Annotated in this window: 19 protein-coding genes and 1 tRNA gene; 15 read left to right on the forward strand and 5 right to left on the reverse strand. The window is 39.3% G+C overall.

The window, feature by feature from the left end; translation table 11 throughout:
- From PGR14_RS14590 to PGR14_RS14600, 3 genes are all read left to right on the forward strand, one after another.
- Nucleotides 1-614: M56 family metallopeptidase (locus PGR14_RS14590; RefSeq protein ID WP_270223633.1), on the forward strand; the 614-nt coding region annotated here is incomplete at its 5' end.
- 240 nt (nt 615-854) lie between these two features.
- Nucleotides 855-1,361, forward strand: coding sequence for an anaerobic ribonucleoside-triphosphate reductase activating protein (gene nrdG / locus PGR14_RS14595; RefSeq protein ID WP_270223634.1), 507 nt, complete (start codon nt 855-857; stop codon nt 1,359-1,361).
- 73 nt (nt 1,362-1,434) lie between these two features.
- Nucleotides 1,435-1,505, forward strand: a tRNA-Trp gene (locus PGR14_RS14600).
- A 144-nt stretch (nt 1,506-1,649) separates the two neighbouring features.
- On the opposite strand, the gene PGR14_RS14605 is transcribed toward PGR14_RS14600, so the two are convergent.
- Nucleotides 1,650-2,969, reverse strand: a complete 1,320-nt coding sequence (locus PGR14_RS14605; protein WP_055246778.1) for a hypothetical protein — start codon at nt 2,967-2,969, stop codon at nt 1,650-1,652.
- 280 nt (nt 2,970-3,249) lie between these two features.
- On the opposite strand from PGR14_RS14605, the gene PGR14_RS14610 reads away from it, so the two are divergent.
- The 10 genes from PGR14_RS14610 (at nt 3,250) to PGR14_RS14655 (ending at nt 16,504) form a co-directional block, all read left to right on the forward strand.
- Entirely contained in the window at nt 3,250-4,425 is a 1,176-nt protein-coding gene (locus tag PGR14_RS14610) for a M20 family metallopeptidase (RefSeq protein ID WP_055246776.1), read from the forward strand.
- A 37-nt stretch (nt 4,426-4,462) separates the two neighbouring features.
- Nucleotides 4,463-5,905: an MFS transporter gene (locus PGR14_RS14615; protein ID WP_175306022.1), complete on the forward strand. Its 1,443-nt coding sequence runs from the start codon at nt 4,463-4,465 to the stop codon at nt 5,903-5,905.
- A gap of 281 nt (nt 5,906-6,186) precedes the next feature.
- Nucleotides 6,187-7,008, forward strand: coding sequence for a hydroxyethylthiazole kinase (gene thiM / locus PGR14_RS14620; RefSeq protein ID WP_055246769.1), 822 nt, complete (start codon nt 6,187-6,189; stop codon nt 7,006-7,008).
- The gene (gene thiE, locus PGR14_RS14625) at nt 6,995-7,633 is read left to right on the forward strand and encodes a thiamine phosphate synthase (protein WP_055156460.1); all 639 of its coding nucleotides are present in this window, start codon (nt 6,995-6,997) and stop codon (nt 7,631-7,633) included. The genes thiM and thiE overlap by 14 nt, the downstream gene beginning before the upstream one ends.
- The gene (locus tag PGR14_RS14630) at nt 7,630-8,655 is read left to right on the forward strand and encodes a threonine aldolase family protein (RefSeq protein WP_195412990.1); all 1,026 of its coding nucleotides are present in this window, start codon (nt 7,630-7,632) and stop codon (nt 8,653-8,655) included. The genes thiE and PGR14_RS14630 overlap by 4 nt, the downstream gene beginning before the upstream one ends.
- A gap of 275 nt (nt 8,656-8,930) precedes the next feature.
- Complete coding sequence (locus PGR14_RS14635; protein WP_022220104.1) at nt 8,931-9,431, forward strand: MarR family winged helix-turn-helix transcriptional regulator; 501 nt, start codon at nt 8,931-8,933, stop codon at nt 9,429-9,431.
- Between the two features lie 32 nt (nt 9,432-9,463).
- On the forward strand, nt 9,464-11,857 hold the full coding sequence (locus tag PGR14_RS14640) for an ABC transporter ATP-binding protein (RefSeq protein WP_270223636.1): 2,394 nt from the start codon (nt 9,464-9,466) through the stop codon (nt 11,855-11,857).
- Nucleotide 11,858: 1 nt separating this feature from the next.
- Nucleotides 11,859-13,706 (forward strand): ABC transporter ATP-binding protein, encoded by a 1,848-nt coding sequence (locus PGR14_RS14645; RefSeq protein WP_055156466.1) that lies wholly within the window; start codon nt 11,859-11,861, stop codon nt 13,704-13,706.
- Nucleotides 13,707-14,353: 647 nt separating this feature from the next.
- Entirely contained in the window at nt 14,354-14,824 is a 471-nt protein-coding gene (locus PGR14_RS14650; RefSeq protein WP_055246762.1) for a hypothetical protein, read from the forward strand.
- 78 nt (nt 14,825-14,902) lie between these two features.
- Nucleotides 14,903-16,504, forward strand: a complete 1,602-nt coding sequence (locus PGR14_RS14655; RefSeq protein WP_270223637.1) for an AAA family ATPase — start codon at nt 14,903-14,905, stop codon at nt 16,502-16,504.
- A 74-nt stretch (nt 16,505-16,578) separates the two neighbouring features.
- Here the strand turns inward: PGR14_RS14655 and PGR14_RS14660 are convergent, their stop codons facing one another.
- Genes PGR14_RS14660 through PGR14_RS14675 form a run of 4 tightly spaced genes read right to left on the reverse strand, consistent with a single transcriptional unit; the run spans nt 16,579 to nt 20,179 of the window.
- The gene (locus tag PGR14_RS14660) at nt 16,579-17,256 is read right to left on the reverse strand and encodes a hypothetical protein (RefSeq protein ID WP_173687151.1); all 678 of its coding nucleotides are present in this window, start codon (nt 17,254-17,256) and stop codon (nt 16,579-16,581) included.
- A gap of 4 nt (nt 17,257-17,260) precedes the next feature.
- Nucleotides 17,261-18,037 carry a carbohydrate ABC transporter permease gene (locus PGR14_RS14665; RefSeq protein WP_022220100.1) on the reverse strand — a complete coding sequence of 259 codons (777 nt, stop codon included), beginning with the start codon at nt 18,035-18,037 and terminating at the stop codon, nt 17,261-17,263.
- Nucleotides 18,030-18,887 carry a carbohydrate ABC transporter permease gene (locus PGR14_RS14670; protein WP_008374422.1) on the reverse strand — a complete coding sequence of 286 codons (858 nt, stop codon included), beginning with the start codon at nt 18,885-18,887 and terminating at the stop codon, nt 18,030-18,032. The genes PGR14_RS14665 and PGR14_RS14670 overlap by 8 nt, the downstream gene beginning before the upstream one ends.
- Before the next feature lie 26 nt (nt 18,888-18,913).
- The gene (locus PGR14_RS14675; protein ID WP_055246758.1) at nt 18,914-20,179 is read right to left on the reverse strand and encodes an extracellular solute-binding protein; all 1,266 of its coding nucleotides are present in this window, start codon (nt 20,177-20,179) and stop codon (nt 18,914-18,916) included.
- A gap of 237 nt (nt 20,180-20,416) precedes the next feature.
- On the opposite strand from PGR14_RS14675, the gene PGR14_RS14680 reads away from it, so the two are divergent.
- Nucleotides 20,417-21,634, forward strand: coding sequence for a hypothetical protein (locus tag PGR14_RS14680; protein ID WP_055246756.1), 1,218 nt, complete (start codon nt 20,417-20,419; stop codon nt 21,632-21,634).
- Between the two features lie 47 nt (nt 21,635-21,681).
- On the forward strand, nt 21,682-22,317 hold the full coding sequence (locus PGR14_RS14685) for a DUF5052 family protein (protein ID WP_270223638.1): 636 nt from the start codon (nt 21,682-21,684) through the stop codon (nt 22,315-22,317).
- Nucleotides 22,318-22,484 lie beyond the last annotated feature (167 nt).

Raw genomic sequence — 22,484 nt, forward strand, 5'->3', positions numbered from 1 at the left:
GTTTTTCAAGACAGGAATTAAAATTGGTATGTGAACATGAAATAAATCATTATATAAAAGGTGATTTAATATTAATGGCAATTATAAATATTGTTAGTTGTATACAATGGTGGAATCCTGTAATTCATTTTTTTAAGGAAGAACTAATTTTAGCGTTAGAACTATCTAATGATTTTCAAATTATAAAAAATCAATCTGATGCTGAAAAAATAGAGTATGCAGAATTAATTTTAAAAATAGCCAAAGAAAAAGAGTATTTTAAAACAATTGATAGAAGTTTTGTTACTTGCTTTGTCGGGAAAAATAAAACGAATTTAAAAACAAGAATAGATTATATCTTAAAAAAGAATAAGAAGAAAAAGAGTGTAGTGTATATAATTAACATATTGATGATAAGCGTAATGTTATTGTCTGTTTTTTGGGTTCCGGAAGCAACACATCCGATAGATCCAGATAAGCAGGAAAATTCAATAGAAATGTCTCCGCAAAATACATATTTTCTAAAAAAGAGAGAAGGTTATCAGATATTTGTAAATAATAAATTGTGGGGAGAAGTGAAAGAGATTCCGGATGGACTGGAGAATATTCCTATACGAAAGAGTGTCAGACATTAAATATTATAGTATGGGTAAACTTTTTTTAAGACATTTATGATTTACTTTTTCAATCATAATGCGTACTCATCCTTTGTGTGAAAAAAGTTTTCACCTGATACTATCAGAATAGTACAGACAGAAAGTGATGTCAAAGAAATGTGGTTGATTTTCGGGTGCGATTTGTTATAATTGATAAAAAGAGTAAGAATGGACAGCAGAGTAGTACTGCCATGATGAGAAAAAGGGAAGTATAAAGATATGAATTACGGAACAATCAAAAATTACGATATCGCAAATGGAACCGGCGTCAGGGTCAGCCTTTTCGTATCCGGCTGCCGGCATCACTGCAAAGGATGCTTCAATTCCGAAACCTGGGATTTCAATTACGGCAATCCATACACCAAAGAAGTAGAAACAGAGATCCTCGAAGCACTTAAACCGGCATATATCCAGGGATTTTCCCTCCTAGGCGGCGAACCCTTCGAGCCGGAGAACCAGAAAGAACTCGCAGGACTCCTGCAAAAGATCAAAGAAAGCTACCCGGAGAAAAATGTCTGGTGCTACACCGGATATCTCTATGATGTAGACCTCATCCCCGGCGGAAAAGTCTACACCGAATACACGGGCAAGATGCTCGCCTGTATCGATACCCTCGTAGACGGCGAGTTCATCGAAGCCGAAAAAGATCTCACCCTGGAATTCCGCGGAAGCCGCAACCAGAGAATCCTTCACCTTGATGAAATCCGCCAAGATGCGAAAAACTAAAATAATTCATTGACAAAAAAAGACCACTGTGATATAAATAACAAGTGGTCTTTTTTAGATCATAAAATCAAATAGGGGATTGGTCAAATGGTATGACAGGAGTCTCCAAAACTCTTAGCGGCAGTTCGATTCTGTCATCCCCTGTAGAAACCTCTCGGAAGTAGTTCCGGGAGGTTTTTTATACTCTATAATTCCCACCAGATTCAATTGTTTGCACAAAGAATCTGGTGGGAATTAGTTTTGTCTGATGTTGACACAACCTATATTTTTGTAAATCAATATATTTCTTTAGAAATTAAAATAAAGTTCGTACACCTTAACCGGCCGCCCCTTCGCATTGGTCGTCTGCGTATAAGCGAGCTTCGCGACTCCTCCATTTTCCAGATTCTGAATAATCCGGTTCGCATTTCTCACCGTACTTCCCATACGTTCGGCAAGCTCGTGCGTTGTAATTTTATTTGATCCGGCAGCATGCGTACTGGCAAGGACTTTCTTGATCGTAACCGGTGAAAGATTACACTGCTTTGCAATCTTTCCAAGATTCTGCACATACTGATTCTGGATCACTCTTCGGTCGGATGAACCAAGGGGTCCGATCATATCCCCGTTTTCATTCTGGATAAAACTTTTTCCAAACTGAACAGCCTCTTTGCGGGCATTTACAGAATTACGGATCGCATTGTCAAAATTTGCCCCGATTCCGTATCCTACAGCACATTCAAAATGCAGTTTGTCGGTGAGAAATTCATTCAGTTCGCAGACCTTGTTATTGTGTGTAATATGCTGCAGCATTTCCACAGTGGTCAGGGCACTGCAGTGATTATCCACTTTCTGAGAGATACAATTCATCAGATTCTTTTTAAAGAAATCTTCCATACAGACATAGATCTGCTGGATATTTTCCGGTGTGTTATCTGTCGAACTACGGGGAGATACATTGATGATAACCGGAAGGTTGGAACGCATGTGCTCCAGCTCAATCGTGGACAGAAGTTCATTTGCAAGATCCCGGATATGGCTGACACTTGGCAGCGGATAGATTGTCGGGATCTCGTGCGCACGAAGCTCCGGCAGGATATTACTGTACTGACAGAGAACCATATCCATTTCATTGTTGTTCCACATACGGATCAGCTCTGAAAGGACATGATTTTCAATCGTACTGATACTGGTGCGGGTCAGTGCCTTGGTCCAGTTGTTAATATGTGGTGGAACTGTATCAATGTCCAGCTCCTTAAGGAAAGCGGTTGCAGTACAGCCGCCATCGATCGGAATCAGGAAATCCAGAATAATCCGGTCCATATCCAGATCCCGGTTGGAAATCAGCAGATTCAAAAGAGCACGGTACAGACCGGCTGTATCAATTTCAAAGGATACAATCGGACGGTTATAAGCGTGCGCAGTTGACTCAATGGCAGCTTTTGCGATCTTACCACTGATAAGAAATCCGTCAGTGTCCCCGGCGTAAGAATCGTAAACTTCTGATATTGTGTCAAATTTGTTGTAGGAAACCACCTGGATGTCGCAGTTTAGTTTTAGTTCTGAGACGATCTGCGAGATAGGTTCCTTTAAGTACTGGCTGGTAATAGCCACAATTTTTCTTCTCATTTTCATTCACCTCTCAAAAAGTATCATATAAAATTATCTTCCATAAATCAACCATAATATTCTGAAAATTAAAAAAATAACGATTAAATAGGTAAAAACAACGAAAATCAAGAATATTCTGTAATATTATTGACTAAAATTTTAGAAGTTGGTATTATGTAATCACGATAACTATTCTGCAAATGTTCCAAAAACTAATAAAAATATTCTGTAAATATTCCAAAAGTAGAACAGTATTTTTAATGTAAATGGCAGGAACAAAGTTAAAGGAGGGCTTAGTATGAATTACTATGAAAGAGCATTGGAATTAAAGGATGAAACAATTGCAAACCGCAGACACATCCACAAAAATGCTGAAACTGGTCTGGATCTTCCAAAGACCAAAGCTTATGTTATGGAAAAGCTGACAGAATACGGACTTGAGCCGAAGGATTGTGGCTATGGGGTAACAGCTACACTCGGCAAAGGGGGAAAGGTTCTTCTTCTGAGAGCAGATATGGATGCACTTCCGATGCCGGAAGAAAGCGGAGAAGAATTTGCATGTCCTACAGGAAAAGAAGCACATACATGCGGACATGATTTCCACGCCGCAATGCTTCTTACAGCAGCAAAGATGCTGAAAGAAAAAGAAGATACACTGGAAGGAACTATCAAATTCATGTTCCAGCCGGCAGAAGAGACTTTTGAAGGAAGCAAGAATATGATCGAGAATGGTATTCTTGAGAATCCTCCGGTTGATGCAGCACTTGCATACCATGTATCACCGGGAAAAATGCCAATCGGACTTTTTATGTACAATGATAAGGATACGATGATGTATTCTGTAGATGGATTTAAGATCACCATCCATGGAAAAGGATCCCATGGTGCTTATCCACATGTAGGAGTTGACCCGATCAACATCGGAGTTCATATCCATCTTGCATTGCAGGAACTGATCGCAAGAGAAAGTGATCCGACACATTCCTGTGTACTTACAATCGGACAGTTTGCAGGCGGAACTGCAGCAAACATCATTCCTGAGACCGTTGTTCTCCAGGGAACGATCCGTACCAACAAGCCGGAAGCAAGAGAACTTCTGGTCCGCAGAATGAAAGAAGTCGCTGAAAAGACAGCAGCTGTATATAACGGAACCGTTGATATTGAGATGATCTCAGAAGTTCCTCCGCTGATCTGCAATCCGAAGCTTACCGACGAAGTGGTTGGATATATGCAGGAGCTTGGAATTCCGGGACTCACACCATATCCGGGAATTTCTGCAAGTGCTTCTGAAGATTTTGCAGTGATCGCTGAAAAGGTTCCAAGTACATTTATGTATCTGTCAGCAGGATATCTGGATGAAAGAGGACAGTATCCGGCACATCATCCGAAAGCACAGTTTAATGAGGATGTTTGCCCGATTGGAGCAGCTTGTCTTGCACATTGCGCTTCACAGTGGCTTAAAAATAACAAATAGAGAGTAAAGGTTTCTTTAGGAACAGGAGGAAAAGAATATGAGTAAAGAACAGCAGGCACAGCCACAGGTTGCGATTCCGCTTCCGAAGGCAAAGAAAAACTTGGTTCAGATCGGATGTATCTGCATGATGCTTTCCGTAGCAATGTATGGACTGGTATTTGCAACGTTAACAGCACCTATCCTTGAAAAAGTTGATGCGATGGGATATGTAGGACTCTTCTCTATCGTAGGTGCGATCGGTGTATCGATTATGACTCCGATCGGAGGAAAATTAGGTGACCTTATTGGTAGAAGAAACATTGTAGTGATTCCTGGAATTATCTGTGCACTTGCAGGTTTTGCATTTGCATTTGTGAGATCTCTGATTCCACTTATGATCCTCAGACTGATTGTCAGCCTTGCACAGGGCGCATTTACAGCAGCACCATACATTATCGCAGGTCTTATCAATGAAAGAAAAGATGTACCAAAGGCAATGGGTATGCTTGCAACCGCAATCGCTGTTGGTGGATTTGGAGGAAGTATCATCGCAGGTATTTTAACAGATATGGGATTATTGACTGTGGCAATCCTTATGCCGGCAATTCCACTTATTCTTGGTATAGTACTGATTGGAATGAACATGCCGAATCAGAAAAGAGAAGGAAAGGTTACGATTGATGTTCCGGGGATGATCGCACTCATCGTATCACTTTGCGGAATTCTGCTTGCACTGAACTTTGGATCTTCTATGGGATGGACAAATCCAATGATTCTTGCAGGTCTTGTAATTGGTATCATTGCTCTTATTGCACTTGTTAAGATTGAAAATAAAGCTGCAGAGCCGTTGATTCCAATGAAATTATTTAAAAATAAAAACTACACAGTACTCCTTATTGTAGGATTTATCTGCTATTTCTATCAGAATGCCATGAACTATTATGCACCGATCGGTGCCATGCAGGTTATGGGAGCATCCACGAGTGCAGCAGGTGCACTGCAGATGCCTCGTACACTGATTACAATCATTCTTCCTACTATCGCAGGTGCATGGGTAGGAAAGAAAGCTGCCAATGCATGGAAAGCAATGGTAATTGGTACAAGTCTTGCAATGATCCCGATGGCTGTGATGGCGTTGGTAACAAATTCAGGTGCTTCGATCATGATTTATTTTGTAGCACTTGCAGTTACAGGTATTGCTGAAAGCTTCCGTGCTGTATCCATTACGCCAACAGCACAGGCAATGCTGGCACCGGAAGATATGGGAATCGGAACTTCTCTGGTTAACTTCGCAAACTCACTTTCAGGAACAATTGCAGTTGCAGTATTTGCAGTCGCATATAATGCAAGTACATCAGCTGATCCGACCAATGTAGCACTGATCCAGAATGGTGTAAAATCTGTATTCTGGACAGCAGCAGTCGTTACTCTGATTGGACTTCTTCTGGTAATCTTCATTGTAAAACCGGAGATGAGCAAGAAAGCAGCAGAAAGCAAATAGAATATTGAAATCCATGTGAACATGTGAATAAGAAGCCGGGGCGGATGTGAAAAAACATCTGTCCCGGTTGTTATCTGGAGAAGTCTTTTATAGATCTGCCGGATACAGGGATGAGAATGGAAATGACATATGTTTCAGGTAAATGCAGATTGCATTTCAGAAAATCAAGAGTATAATAAGAAATAGTGAAAAGAAGAAAGGCAGACATATATCTGTCTTTTTATAATTATAGAGACAATTTTAAAGATATAAGAAATAATTTGATTTACCGGAGGAAAAGAATGCTTGGAAACTATCTGGATGAAGTACGAAAAAAAGCACCACTGATACACAATATCACCAATTATGTGACGATCAATGATGTGGCAAATATGGTTCTTGCCTGCGGTGCAAGTCCGATTATGTCCGATGAGCCGACTGATATTGAAGAAATCACATCCATCTGTCAGGGACTGAATATCAATATGGGAATGCTGAATCCGCGTAAGATTGAAAGCATGCAAAAAGCAGGAAAGAAATCCAATGAACTGTATCATAAAGTACTGTTAGATCCGGTTGGAGCAGGATCGAGTTCGTTCCGAACAGAGGCGGCACTGAATCTGATACGTGATATTCAGTTTGATGTGATCCGGGGAAATATTTCTGAGATCAAGACCTTAGCAGCAGGACATGGTACAACGAGTGGTGTGGATGCAGACGAGGCAGATACACTGACGGAGCAGAATCTGGAGAAAATGATTCCGTTTATAAAGGATTTTTCCAGAAGGACAGGTTCCGTGATTGCTGTGACTGGAGGAATAGACCTTGTAAGTGATGCAAAGAGGTGCTTTGTGATCCGGAACGGTCGTCCGGAGATGGGACGGATCACCGGAACCGGGTGTCAGCTTTCCGGGATGATGACGGCATTCCTTGCGGCGAATCCGGAGAATAATCTGGAAGCAGCGGCAGCAGCGGTCTGTGCCATGGGGCTTGCCGGTGAGACTGGCTGGAAATATATGCAGCCGGGAGATGGAAACGCAACCTACCGTAATCGGATCATCGATGCGATTTATAATATGGAAGGAAAAGAATTGGAAGAAGGTGCAAAATATGAGATTAGATAAGAAAGATATGGTTCTGTATGCGGTAACAGACCGCCACTGGCTGAATGGAGAAAGCCTGTACAGCCAGGTGGAAAAAGCGCTGAAAGGTGGGGCTACATTTATCCAGCTCAGGGAAAAAAATCTGGGTGAGGAAGAGTTCCTGGCAGAAGCAAAAGAGATTGCCAGACTCTGCAAATCCTACCATGTACCATTTGTGATCAATGACAATGTAGAGATTGCAAAGAAGGTAGATGCCGATGGTGTGCATGTGGGGCAGAGCGATATGGAAGCTCTTGATGTGCGGAAAACACTGGGCGAGGACAAGATCATCGGTGTTACGGCAAAGACGGTCGAGCAGGCGCTAAAGGCGCAGGCACATGGAGCCGATTATCTGGGAGTCGGTGCAGTCTTTGGCACGACATCAAAGGCAGATGCAACAAAGCTGGATCATAAGGTTTTAAAGGAAATCTGCGAGACGGTGGACATTCCGGTTGTGGCAATTGGGGGAATCACGGGAGAGAATGTGACAGAGCTTGCCGGAAACGGAATCTGCGGAGTTGCCGTGATCAGTGCAGTTTTTGGACAGCCGGATATTGAGCAGGCTACAAAAGAATTAAAAGAGAAAGTAGAGGGTATGTTGAAATGATTTTGTTTACTAGCGATTACACAGAAGGGGCACATCCGAGAATTATCGAGAAGCTTGCCGAGACCAATATGGAGCAGACAGTAGGATATGGGGAAGATCCATACTGTGAAGCTGCAAGAGAAGCCATCAAAAAAGTATGCGATGCACCAGATGCAGATGTGCATTTTCTGGTGGGAGGTACACAGACGAACTTTACGGTAATTTCTTCTATTTTACGCCCGTTCCAGGGAGTGATCTGTGCAGATAGCGGACATATCAATGTCCATGAGACCGGAGCTGTAGAAGCGACCGGACACAAAGTTCTGGCACTTCCTTCAAAGGAAGGAAAAATCACAGGACAGCAGATCAAGGAATATTACGACCTGCACTGGAGTGATGAGTCTCGTGAACATATTGTACAGCCAAAGATGGTTTATATTTCACATCCGACAGAGGTAGGAACATTGTATACAAAAGCAGAGCTTGAAGATATTTCTTCTATTTGTAAGGAATGTGGACTTTATCTTTTTCTGGATGGAGCGAGAATGGGATATGGACTGATGGCACCGGGGACAGATGTGACACTTCCGGATATTGCAAAGTGTTGTGATGTATTCTATATTGGAGGAACAAAGGTCGGTGCATTGTTCGGAGAAGCTGTGGTTATCACAAATCCATGTCTAAAGCAAGATTTTCGTTACTGCATTAAACAAAAAGGTGGAATGCTTGCAAAAGGAAGACTGCTTGGCGTTCAGTTCCTGGAGCTTTTTAAAAATGGTCTTTATTTTGAAATCTCCAAACATGCGATTGATATGGCAATGCTTTTGAAAGACGGACTGAAAGAAAAAGGATATGAATTCTTCATGGACAGCAATACCAACCAGCAGTTCATTATTGTGGAAGATGCCAAATTGCAGGAAATCCGTCAAAAATATGGCGTAACTTATCAGGAAAGGTACGATGAGACCCATAGTGTGATCCGATTATGCACTTCCTGGGCGACAAAAGAGGAAAATGTGAAGGCATTCCTGCAAGATATGTAATTTGTGAAAAATTGAATAAAGCTTTACAGGTAAGGCAGATATGGTAAATGATAAGGACTTTTTTGCACAGAAAATGGCAGAAGAGTCCTTTTTTGCTTTTCGTAGTGTTTTAATATGAGAAAATAATAATTAGGCATTTAATTATTTGTTTGTGAAAAATATTATAAAAATATAAATTATTGAGAATAAATGTTGACTTATGTGTGTGATACGCATAAAATAACGATTAGACTTCTAATGAATAGATATCTAATCAAATTGCGGGAGGTGAAAGGGTGAAGTCGGATAAATTTGAGTGTGGGGATTTTACCAGGGAGAATATGCCGGTACAACTTCTTCTTGCACAGGTCGGACATATGTATAAATGGTATGTGACGAAACAGATGAAGGATACAGAGCTGAAAGCCGGACAGGCAGGAATTCTTGCAATATTGCAGATGGTAGGACCGATGTCACAGAGAGAGCTTGCAGATCATATTCATATTACGCCGCCATCGGTGAATGTAGCAGTTCAGAAACTGGAAAAGCTCGGATATATTAGAAAAGAGCAGGACGAAAAAGACCAGCGGATGACAAGGATCCATCTGACAGAACGAGGAGAGAAGATTCTTGGCAACATGCATGAGATTCTCCGAAGCACGGAAGATACACTCCTGAAGAATATGAGCACAGAAGAGAAAATACTGTGCAGAAGACTGCTTTTACAGATGAGTGACAATCTTTTCCAGGAAAAAGAATTCCGTGATATGCCATGTAAAAATCCATTTAAGGAATAAAAATAGTTACTAAGAAAGGAAATAATTGCTATATGAGAAAGTTATTCAAACATTTGAAGCCTTATGCAGCAACTATAGCAGCGATTGTTGTTATCCTGATCGTTCAGGCGTACTGCGATCTGTCATTGCCTTCTTATACTTCAGACATTGTCAATGTCGGAATCCAGCAGGGAGGAATTGATGAGAAGATTCCGGATGCAATCGCAGAGGAAGAGATGAATAAGCTGTTGCTTTTTGTGGCAGAAGAAGACCAGCAGACAGTGCTGGATGCATATGAGAAAAAGGAATCCGATTCGGATTATAAGTATGATGGAGCAATTTATGTTCTGAAGGATTCCGTGAAAAAAGATGAAGAAAAGTCAGGAAAGGTATTTGACATCCTTGGAAAGCCGATGCTTCTGACTTATGGATTTGAATCTGGAAGCGATACAACAAAGAAGATGGAAGAATCTATGAAAGAAAACATGATTTCTTCTATAAAGGAACAGGCTGAGAAACAGGCAGAGAGTATGCAGTCCCAGATGACAGATGAGCAGAAAGCAGCACTTGCGGCAAATCCGGAGCTTGCCAAGAAACAGCAGGATGAAATGCAGAAAAACATTGATGAACAGGTGAAAAAGATCGAAAATGCAGATATCTTTGAGATCCTGAACATGATACCGGATGAACAGAGAGCAGACGTTATTGATAAAATATCAGAAAAAATGGACGATATGCCGGATACCATGCTGGAACAGACAGCAACTTCATTTATTAAAGAAACCTACAGTGTTCTGGGTGTGAATACCGATAAGCTCCAGAACAGATATATTTTAACAACTGGCGGTAAGATGCTTGCACTTGCATTTCTCGGAATGATCGCAAGTGTACTTGTCGGACTTCTTGCATCAAGAGTTGCGGCAAGTACTGGACGTGATCTGAGAGGAAAGGTATTCAAGAAAGTTGTCGGATTTTCCAATGCAGAATTTGACAAGTTTTCAACTGCATCACTGATCACAAGAAGTACCAATGATATCCAGCAGATCCAGATGCTTGCAGTTATGCTTCTGAGAATGGTGATGTATGCACCAATCATGGCAATTGGAGGTATTTTCAAGGTTCTCCATACGAATGTCAGCATGTCATGGATCATCGTACTTGGGGTAATCCTGATCGTGATGGTTGTTGCTGTATTATTTATTGTGGCAATACCAAAATTTAAGATTCTGCAGAACCTGGTTGACAGACTGAACCTTGTTACCCGTGAGATCCTTACCGGACTTCCGGTTATCCGTGCATTCAGTACAGAAAAGCATGAAGAAGAACGATTTGATAAAGCGAACAGAGATCTGACAAGAACCAATTTATTTGTAAACCGTGCCATGACATTTATGATGCCGATGATGATGCTGATCATGAACGGAATTACCATACTGATCGTATGGAGCGGCGCACATGGTGTCAGTGACGGGCAGATGCAGGTTGGTGATATGATGGCATTTATCCAGTATACAATGCAGATCATCATGTCCTTCCTTATGATCTGTATGATTTCTATTATGCTTCCAAGAGCAGCTGTTGCAGCAGACCGTGTGGATGAGATCCTGACAAGCAGGACAGCGATCGAAGATCCGAAAACACCGGAAAAACTGGAAGAATCCAGAAAAGGCGAAGTAAAATTTGACCACGTATCCTTCCGTTATCCGGGAGCAGAAGAAGACGTACTTCATGATATCAGCTTTACAGCAAAACCGGGACAGACAACGGCGATCATCGGAAGTACCGGTAGTGGTAAATCTACGATGATCAACCTGATCCCAAGATTTTATGATGTAACAGAAGGTACGATCACATTGGATGGAAAAGATATTCGTACCATTTCCCAGCATGATCTGCGGGATGAACTTGGATACGTTCCACAGAAAGGTGTACTTTTCTCAGGAACAATCGAGTCCAATATTCTGTATGGCAATCCGGATGGATCCGAAGCCGAGATGAAGGAAGCCGCAGAAATCGCACAGGCAACCGAATTTATCGAAGAAAAACATAAAAAATACGAAAGTCCGATCGCACAGGGCGGTTCCAACGTATCCGGCGGTCAGAAGCAGCGTCTTTCTATCGCACGTGCGATTGCAAAGAAACCAAAAGTTTATATTTTTGATGACAGTTTTTCAGCACTGGATTATAAGACAGACGTAACCCTTCGTGCTGCATTGAAAGAAAAGACACAGGACAGCACAGTGATCATTGTAGCACAGCGAATCAGCACCATTTTACATGCGGAGCAGATCATTGTGCTGGATGATGGAAAGATTGCGGGAATCGGAACACACAAAGAGCTTCTGAAATCCTGTGATGCATATTATCAGATTGCGTCATCGCAGCTTTCTGAAGCAGAGCTTGCGAGAGACTTAAATAACGAAAATGACGGAAAGGAGGAAGCATAGTATGAGTAATCAGCCAAGAAGAAGAGGACCTATGGGCGGTGGACATGGAAGAATGGGAACCGGCGAGAAGGCAAAAGACTTCAAAGGTACCATGAAGAAACTTTTTACTTACCTTAGTGAATATAAAATCGGTATTTTCTTTGTTATGATATTTGCAATCGGAAGTACGGTTTTCAATATTATTGGACCAAAGGTTCTCGGAAAAGCGACGACCGAAATTTTCAAAGGTCTGGTCGGAAAAGTATCCGGCGGCAGCGGAATTGATTTTACAAAGATTGGTAAAATCCTGTTAACTTTATTGTGTCTGTACGTGATCAGCGCATGTTTCTCCTTTATCCAGGGATATATCATGACAGGCGTATCACAGAAGCTGACCTATCGCATGCGAAAAGAAATTTCTGAGAAAATTAACCGCATGCCGATGAATTATTTTGATACGACTACACACGGTGAGGTACTTTCCAGAGTAACCAATGACGTAGATACTCTGAGCCAGAGCCTGAACCAGAGTGCAACCCAGATGATCACATCCGTGACAACGATCATCGGTGTACTGATCATGATGATCAGTATCAGTCCGCTGATGACTGTGATCGCACTTCTGATCCTGCCGGTATCTATGGTACTGATTTCTGTAATCGTAAAACACTCACAGAAATACTTCAAAAGCCAGCAGGAATATCTGGGACATATCAATGGTCAGGTAGAAGAAGTATATGGCGGACATAATATTGTCAAAGCATTCAATAAAGAAGAAGACGTGATCCGCGAATTTGATGAGACTAATGATATCCTGTTCCGTTCTGCATGGAAATCACAGTTCCTTTCCGGAATGATGATGCCGATCATGCAGTTTGTCGGAAACCTTGGATATGTAGGAGTTTCTATCTTAGGTGGTTACCTTGCAATCAAACAGACCATCGAAGTTGGAGATATCCAGTCCTTCATCCAGTATGTAAGATCCTTTACACAGCCGATCCAGCAGGTTGCACAGGTAGCAAACATGCTCCAGTCGACAGCCGCTGCATCAGAGAGAGTATTTGAATTCCTGGACGAAAAAGAAGAAGATCAGTTTGCCGAAAATCCAGTATCTGTAGAAGGATTACAGGGAAATGTAGAATTTGAACACGTACACTTCGGATACAATCCGGAGCATATCATCATCAATGATTTCTCTGCAAAAGTAAAAGAAGGTCAGAAGATCGCCATCGTAGGACCGACCGGAGCCGGAAAGACAACCATGATCAAACTGCTGATGCGTTTCTATGATGTCAACAGCGGGGCAATCAAGATCGATGGACACAACATCAAAGACTTCAACCGGAGCGAACTCAGACAGATGTTTGGAATGGTACTTCAGGATACCTGGCTGTTCAGCGGAAGCATCGAAGATAACATCAAATACGGCAAACTCGATGCCACTCACGAAGAAGTCGTAGCAGCAGCCAAAGCTGCCCACGTACATCGTTTCGTCCAGACTCTTCCAAGCGGATACAACATGATTCTCAACGAAGAAGCCAGCAACGTATCCCAGGGTCAGAAACAGCTCCTCACGATCGCCAGAGCCATCCTGGCTGATCCAAAGATCCTGATCCTCGATGAAGCTACCAGCTCCGTAGACACCAGAACCGAAGTCCAGATCCAGAAAGCCATGGATAACCTCATGAAAGGCAGAACCAGCTTCGTAATCGCCCACAGACTCTCCACCATCAGAGATGCAGATCTTATACTGGTAATGAAAGACGGCGATATTATCGAACAGGGGAACCATGAAGAACTACTTGAGAAGAATGGGTTTTATGCGGAATTGTATAATTCGCAGTTTGAAAACGCTACAAGCTGTGCATAAAAATGGAAAGATGCCAAAAATCATGCTCGCATGATTTTTGGCATCTTTTTATTTTTATATAGAGCGCCAGCTCTCATTCGGATGATGCGACAGCATTAGCCGAATGCAGCACAGCGTATGTGGCGGGGCAAAAGAGTAGAGTGCATCATTCCACAAACTAATCAATCTCCAGCGGAACAGGAGCTTCAGCTCCGCTTCCCGCGCCTGTCTTGCGTTCCCTAAATTTAATTCAATTATTTTCCAACATCTCTAGCAACGCCGAATTTGTTGATTTATTTATGATTTCTGTAATTTTCAATCAACCAGATTAAACGAATTTGTTGATCTGTTTTTAATTTCTGAAATTCTAAATCAACTATATCTGCATATTTCGTTGATTAGCTTTGAATTTTACAGTATCTAAGTCAATAAAATATTCTTATTCTGTTGACTTGTTTTTGAGTTTTATAGTATCTAGATCAATAATAGTTCCTTATTTCGTTGATTCATTTTCGGCTTTTAAGTTTTGCAATCATTTTTTTCAGTATAACGCATGTAAAAATGTGTATCAATGAAGCAAAAAATAAATATGAAAAACTGTAAAAAATATTGCCATCAATAAAAATCATATATATGATATTTATAAAGAACAAAGGAGGTTTAAAATAATGCCTATGAAAAAAAGATTATCCAGTTCCATTGGTACTATTATTGTTCTCTGTGCGATAATCATAATATCGTTGCAGAAATATCAGCCGGACAAAGAAGTAATTACTACTTTCATATATGAATGGCTAAATGACGATTCCAGGGCAGAGACAGAATACAAAAAAATTCTGGAAACCGGAAGTGATAATCAATCCTTATCTCAGCCTTTGCAAAAATACTTCATAACAGAAGCGGCATTCCAATCTTTCTTAAAGACATTTTATTATTTACCAGTAAAAATTCTGCAACAATACGATTCCTACAATTTAATAGACATTAACATAACAAAAGAATCTAATAGTTACTTTGTAAAAGTAGACTTAGAATTGATAAAAGAAGAAAAATCAAAGAATCATTCCATCACAATAAAAATTCAAATGGATCATAAAAAGTTTACCTATTTTACCATCACAGAAGGAAAAGAAATTTAACACAAATAAGCGGTTGAAAGATAAGAAACAAATAGGATATAATAACCCATAGATATTCAGGAAGGGAGGAAATCTTTCATGCAAAAAGTAATCAGTATCGGAAAACAGAATTTTGTATCTCTTCGGGAGAATGATTGTTTTTATATTGATAAAACAGATCTGATCTGTAAGTGGTGGGAATCAAAAGATGAAATTACTTTGATCACCAGACCGCGTAGATTTGGAAAAACATTGAATATGAGTATGCTGAATTGTTTCTTTTCCAATCAATTTACAGGACGGGAAGACCCTTTTAAAGGATTGGCAGTCTGGAAAAAGGAAAAGTATCGTAAAATGCAAGGAACCTATCCGGTAATTTTTCTGAGTTTTGCCGCAATTAAAGGCAGTAATTATGAAGATGCCAGAGATGGGATTATCATGGCGATCAATGAAGCCTATTCAGAACATAGGTATCTGCTTGAAAGTAATGAACTTACGGATGGTGAGAGGAAATGCTTTGAAGAGTTAGATTATTATGCAAAAAATCCAGGAATCAAAAAACAGGTGGCAAATGATACAATCTGTAATGCGGTAAAAAATCTGGCAAATTGCCTGAGCCGGTATTATAAAAAGAAAGTTATTATTTTGCTGGATGAATATGATACCCCGATGCAGGAAGCTTATCTCTATGGATATTGGAAAGAATTTACAGCATTTATCAGAAGTTTATTTAATGCAACGTTTAAGACAAATCCATATTTGGAAAGAGCAATGATGACAGGGATTACACGCGTGTCGAAAGAATCTGTATTTTCAGATTTAAATAATCTTAACGTTGTAACAACGACATCAACGGAGTATGAAACCTGTTTCGGATTTTCGGAAGAAGAAGTATTTCAGGCGTTAGAAGAGCGTGGGATGAACAATCAGAAAAAGCTTGTAAAGTCCTGGTATGATGGTTTTGTATTTGGAAATACGCATGATATCTATAATCCTTGGTCAATTACTAATTTTTTAGATAAAAAACAGGTCCGTCCTTATTGGGCAGATACCAGTTCAAATAGTATGATTGATGAACTGATTCGAAAAGCTTCCACAGACATCAAAGAAAAGATGGAAGAATTGCTGCAGGGAAAAGAAATCGTAGTTAATTTTGATGAACAAATCGTATTTGAGCAGCTTGATCAAGATGAGAATGCAATCTGGAGCCTGATGCTGGTAAGTGGTTATCTGAAAGCAGAGCAGATAGAATATCGGGGCGTTTTGTTAGAGCCATGGTATCATCTGCGAATCACCAATCTGGAAACAACAGCAATGTTTACAACTATGTTTAAAGGATGGTTCGCAAAGAATCAATCCAATTATAATCAGTTCATGAAGGCATTATTAAGTGATGATATAGATGCTATGAACTATTATATGAATCAGATTATAATGACAACATTCAGTTATTTTGATGTAGGACAAAATGAACCGGAACGATTTTATCATGGATTTGTTCTGGGACTCATTGCGGATCAGACTGATATTAAAGTGAGAAATATAAAAAGAGAAGAATCGTTGGAAGACACTGTGCAGACGGCACTGACACAGATTAAAGAAAAATGTTATGATGCAGAACTATATGACAGAGGTCTAAAAAAAGAAGAGATTCATCATTATGGTTTTGCATTTGAAGGAAAAAAAGTATTGATAGGATAAAAAGAAGAAAGTCAAACTGCTATTGCGATTTAAAACTTTTTCATATAGCAGTTTGACTTTATCCGTTTTATAGATTAATGTAAATAAAATCCCAGATCCAATATACATTCCGGAGGCAGATATTCTCGCGGAATATTCACAAGTGCAGTAATTTTCCATAAGATACCAAATCCAATCAGAATGAGTAGCATTCCTCTGACACATTTTCTATAATCTCCGGCAGGAAACTTATACAAATCTTTAATTCCAAAAGCAAAGATAAAAATTAAAATCAGGACGGTCATTCCAAACAAAAAGAAAAAAGATTTTTGCTTTTCTAAAATACGTCTGTTTTCACCAGACTGTTTTTTATGTTCCCCTTCCTGATCGATGGTGACTTCATCTCCATCTTTTAATGGATATGTAGACCATTTTATGATCTGCAAAAGTTGTCCTTTTTCATCTTTTTCTTCCGGAAGAAGAATACTATCTGCGGTTATGGAAAGAGGATCGACAGCCTTTGAAAAGGCGAGAAATTTTGTTCCGAATACTCCTTCTTGCTCTGCCAGATAAAAAATCATATTTGTATCGGTATTATAGCAACTTTTGGGAATACGGATGGTAGAATTAAGCTTTTCTTCTTCTGTCTGACTGATCGTTGCAATCTCTACAGGTATCTGCATCCATTTTTCTATACGGATGGATAAAATAGTACAGATCATTAAAGAAATCAGGATCATACATCCGGCATTCCAGGTTTTCTTTTTCATCATTTTATCAACTCCATAAAATATCTTTTAGTCCATCCGTCAATTCTGTATTGTAATATAAAAAGAAAAATGTCACTGGAAGTAAACATAGTAGACCACAGACGGATTGAATTCCAACAGCATTTTGATTGAGTGATGCGAGAAAAACAGAAAGGGGATAGTCGGTTTCTTTTTCGAGAAAAAGGATAGGCTGTTCAACCATATTCCAGCTTTCTGTAAATACTAATATAAATAATGTGATAACGGCAGGTTTTGAATTTGGAACTATAATGTAGCGAATCATTTGTAGCTGATTTACGCCATCCATTCTTGCGGCATCAAGTGTAGAATCTGGGATTGCCTGGAAAACGAAAGTAAGCCATACAGTTCCAAAAGGTGAAAATATTGCAGGGATTATCAAAGCTTTCCAACTGTTTAAAAGTTTTAGTTTTTCTAATAAAATATAATTCGGCAGCAGTGTTACCTGAATCGGTAAAATCATAAATAGTGCAAATAGTATAAACCAGAATTTTTTCAGAGGAAAAGAATATTTTGCAAATGCTGTTCCTGACATACAGGAAAAAAGGGTTTGTCCTGCCGCAATCATCAGACACATGGCAAGGCTTCTCCAAAATTTTATCAGATAATCAGGTTTTGCCAGAAAAACTTTATAATAATTCATCAGAGAAAATCCGGTATCTGAATGAAAAACTGAAAATACAATCAGATAGATAATTGGAAATAAAAAAATAAAGGCTATGATCGAAAAAACAAAGAGCCGGGTGTACTGTTTGTACTTATGCATCGGCAGTCCTCCTCTTTAGAAAATAGTATATCATATAGATAAGACCACTTAGAAAAAGAATAAATACGGTAATAATAGTTGCACTGGCGGAAACCTTTTGGTAATTCAGATTTTGTAAATTATTATTCATAAAATGTTGTAAAAAATAAATACTGTTGTCTGGATGAGTTCCGCCAAGTAAAAAGGCTTCTCTGTAGCATTTAAACGCATTCATTATGGAGAGTATTAATGTAAAAAGGATAACCGGAAACAATATAGGACAGGTAATATAATAAAAGCTCTGCCATTTTCCGGCTCCGTGAAGACTGGCATATTCATAATATTCTTTCGGAATCATCTGAAGTCTGGAAGAATAAATGAAAATATAATATCCAACAAATTTCCAGAAATATAAAATACAGATGATCCAAAAAGCGCTTGATGTATGAAGCCAGTCTTTTTCAGGAAGATAAAAAAAGTTTAGTATCAGATTCAAAAAACCATTATTTTTGAAAAAAAACTGGATGACTAAAACTATAGATGCGATTGGCATGATGATTGGATAAAGAAAAGAGAGTCGGAAAATTTTCTGACCTTTCGTAATCTGTTGTAAAATTACAGAAATACAGAGAGCTGTCCCTAAAGTAACTGGTATTGTAACAAGCATATATTTACAAGTGTTTTTTACTGCCAGTAAAAACATTGTATTTTTAAATAGTTCTTTATAATTATCAAGACCTACAAATTCGCGTTTTCCGATACCAAAAGAAACAGAATACCACAAAACAATCAAAAATGGGATCAGATAAAAGAAAAGAAATCCTGATATTGCAGGGAAAGCCAGTAAGAATCCCTTCTTCTTTTTTTTCATTGCATCACGCTCGCTTTCACTTAAAACTATTCTGTCACCTGTGTATGATAATCATTCCATGCTTTGTCTGCTAAAGCCGAGAGCTTATCTTGCCATATCTTTTTAAAATCAGTTTGCGGACCATATAATAAACTACTATTTTCTATAATCTCTTCATAAATAAAATGTTCAACTTCTGTCGGAAAATATGCTCCTTCTAAGGACTGAAATGCTTTTATAGCTAAATCCTGTTTTGACTGATCTAAGAAGGACAGTTTTGTACGGATGGCAGATACTTGTACCGGATAATCTGTTCCAAGGACACCATTTGCGCTTAGTGACATTCCATTAGTACTAGTTGATTCTTGAATTACGCTATTTAAAAAATACATTAAGAAGTGATAAGCTTCTTCTTTATAATCAGATGCCATACTTACAGCACCAAAGCAACGAATGGCAGCCATTTTTTTCCCCTGAATATCAGGGATTATGTCTATTTGCGTTGTGTGTTCGTTTATGTCATCCAAAGATGAGATTAAAATATGCGAAGAGCTAGTATCAGTATTATTTGTCTTTTCATTTTCTAAATAATCTTGTTTAAATAATAAGTATTCTAATGCGAAATTACTCCACTTTTCCTTATCAAAGAAAATCTGACCGGAATTGTAATCCGCAGCAGGTTGAAACCAGTTACCACTGATATTATCTAATTCGAATAGTGCATTTTTCAGAGCGTGGTCAGAAGAACTTTTTATATTTGAAATCCAATCTTCTAAGGTATCATTTTCCTGTGTATAATCAAGTACAGTATCGGAGATTAACATATTATAGTGGCAGGAAAGAGGAAGAATATATTGTCTTTCCTGATATTGACCGGGGAGAAGAAAAGACGGATTATAGTTTTCCTTTTGCCAATAAGAATCTTTTTTCATATATTTATCCAATGAGGCGAATACACCACTTTGCATTGCCTTATAAGGATTTTCAAAAAGAGGTTCGTTCATCTGCGCAGCTCCATCGGTGGAACAGTTAACAAGATATAAGTCAGGACCTTTTCCAGACATGATCTGTGTACGGAGTTTCTGAATTTCTGCAGATCTTTTATCAGGATCAGGAGATAATATTTTAATTTCAAATTCCAGAGAGTTATTTTTGGATGTGGCATATTTTACAGCATCAAGAACCTGCTCCTTAAAAGCAGGTTCTATAACAATAGAGAGTGTTTTGGAGACATCTTTATTTAGCTTTGTACATCCGGATAATCCAATTGAAAGGATGAGGAGTGGAAGAAGATAAAATTTAAAATTGAACATTGGTATGATCCCTCCTTAAAAATTACAAAGTATAATTGATTGAATTTAAATGATGTATATGTCTTAGTATCTGAATTTTAACACAAAAATAAAATGATGTCAAAAAAATATAAAGGAATTTTTTGAAAATGAAGTAGTTCGTATGATTTTGGTGATTTTCGAAGAATACCAGAGGACGCTTGCATTTCAAAAAAATACAAGTTATCCTTAAGAAGATGTACAAAGGAGGAAAAGAAGATGCAGCTTGCAACAGCAATGAATCTAAGAAAAGCAATGGATGAGGAAACCAAAAGAGAGCGGTTCGCTTCCTGGTACAGCACACTGCCCGGAATCCCGGCACATGAAAAAGAGATCATAGAAAGGTCTTTAAAATATAACGTGTGGAAAGAACTCATAAAACTCTTTGTCGTTTATATGATCCTTTCACTGGTATGGTTTTTCGGAGCCGGTCAGTATGATCCGTTTGAAAGTGTAACAGGATATTCTCTCATAGGAAAAAAGAGCGTAATTGGAGTTGTGCAGGAGGATGGCGAGTCATTGCGCTTGAAAAATCCGAATAAAGGTGAGCATGTAAGTTACACACTTGCAGAACTTGGAATGGATCCGATCAAATATTCTTATGGCAGTCGGTTTCAGACATACTGGGAAAAAGAAAAGAATGGGGAATATCAGTTACTTGCGGTATTGCCGGAAAAGCAGGTATCGAAAATAGAAGGTCTTTATTATGGCGTAATGGGAGTCGGATATTTTGCAATTCTTATTGGCGGGATTTGTGCGTTTTTTATCCGGAGAAAACGATATACAGGATGGTTTTTATCGTTCTATTACAGGCTGGAAAAGTTTTACTCAGAATATGGTGTATGGCAGAAATACAGTGTTGAAAGAGGTTATGACACGGTCGATGCGATTATTGCTTACGGAAATGAAAATCCGATATATTTTGTAAACGAATTTTCGAATATCCATCTCACAAAAGAGGAAGTAAAGAAAAAGAAATCAAAGCTTGCCATGGTCTGGCTAACATCAATAGCGGTTATGGCTGGGATTATACTTGTTATTTCACTGTATGTGAATATTACGTCAGCGATCGAGTGCAGGCAAAATGAGGCAAGGACAGCAGCAGTTTTAGAAAAGCTGCAGAATGCGATCGATGAAAAAACGACAGATCTTGGTGAAAAATCGGAATATTACAATTATGCGGACATGATCGACCGGGCAAGGGATACATTCCCGGAAGAAGATATCTACTACAAGCTTCAGACAACGGAGGATTATGTCACGATAATTGTCACAACAAAAAAGAAACAAAATGTTTGCTTTGACCGGTATGTGCCGGTTCAGGGATCAATTGGTGATGAGGATACAGAGTATAAGCTTGAGATTGCCATGGTATCGGATGCGATGCAGCCGGACGACATTTTACATAATTATACAGGGATACTTCAGATAAAGTAAGGTAATGGCAAAAAGATGATTCTGCGAAAGGACAAAGGAGAAAATTTATGAAAAAGAAAAGATTTGCAATGGCAGCAGTATGCGCAGTCATGACTATAGCGCTTGCGGGATGCAGTATGCTCAGCTCCAAATTGAACGATATTACAGGAAAATTAGTGGGGAATTCGTACACGATCACGACCTATGATAATTACGGGAATCGTGTAATGACAACCACAGGAGACAAGATCAATGTGCAGGGAAATGCAGTGGAAACTTCAAGCTATGGTTCAGACGGTAATGTTATCACGGGATATGAGCTTTCCTCTGTCATTACGATTACAATCGATGGAAAGGAAATCGAGAGTTGTGGTGATACCTGTATTTTTGCGCAGGACGCGTTGAAAGCGGATGTGGATTTTACGCAGGAGGATATTGAAAGCAATGCAAGCGGTAAGATTACAGACAATACTGCGATTGCAGGTGTCCTGAATAAGTATAAAAATATGTTTGGAAAAGCCAGAGTTGTTGTTATCAAATCCCAACTGGGACAGCCGATCGTAGCGTATAGTGGAGAAGATGTGTACTGGGAAATCCCGGATGATCTGCCAAAGTTTACGAAGTTGATGATCGATGGGAAAGCGCTGTACATACACCGGGCGAATTTCCAGATCATTGATAAGAGTTTGTTGGAATCCAACTGATAAATTTACTGTGGTGAAATTTCACGGCTGATATAATCAAAGCATGGGTGCTATCATAACGGTGGTGGTTAGTCTTTTTTCAGAGGGACTGGTAAAGCAGATGTATTTTAACTTGCATTTCCCCAAAATACCAGTTATCCTTATCAGTATATCAGGAGGAGGCACAA

Origin of the sequence: Coprococcus sp. AF99-45, from assembly GCF_027663865.1 — a bacterium.
Taxonomy (GTDB): Bacteria; Bacillota; Clostridia; order Lachnospirales; family Lachnospiraceae; genus Allocoprococcus; species Allocoprococcus comes.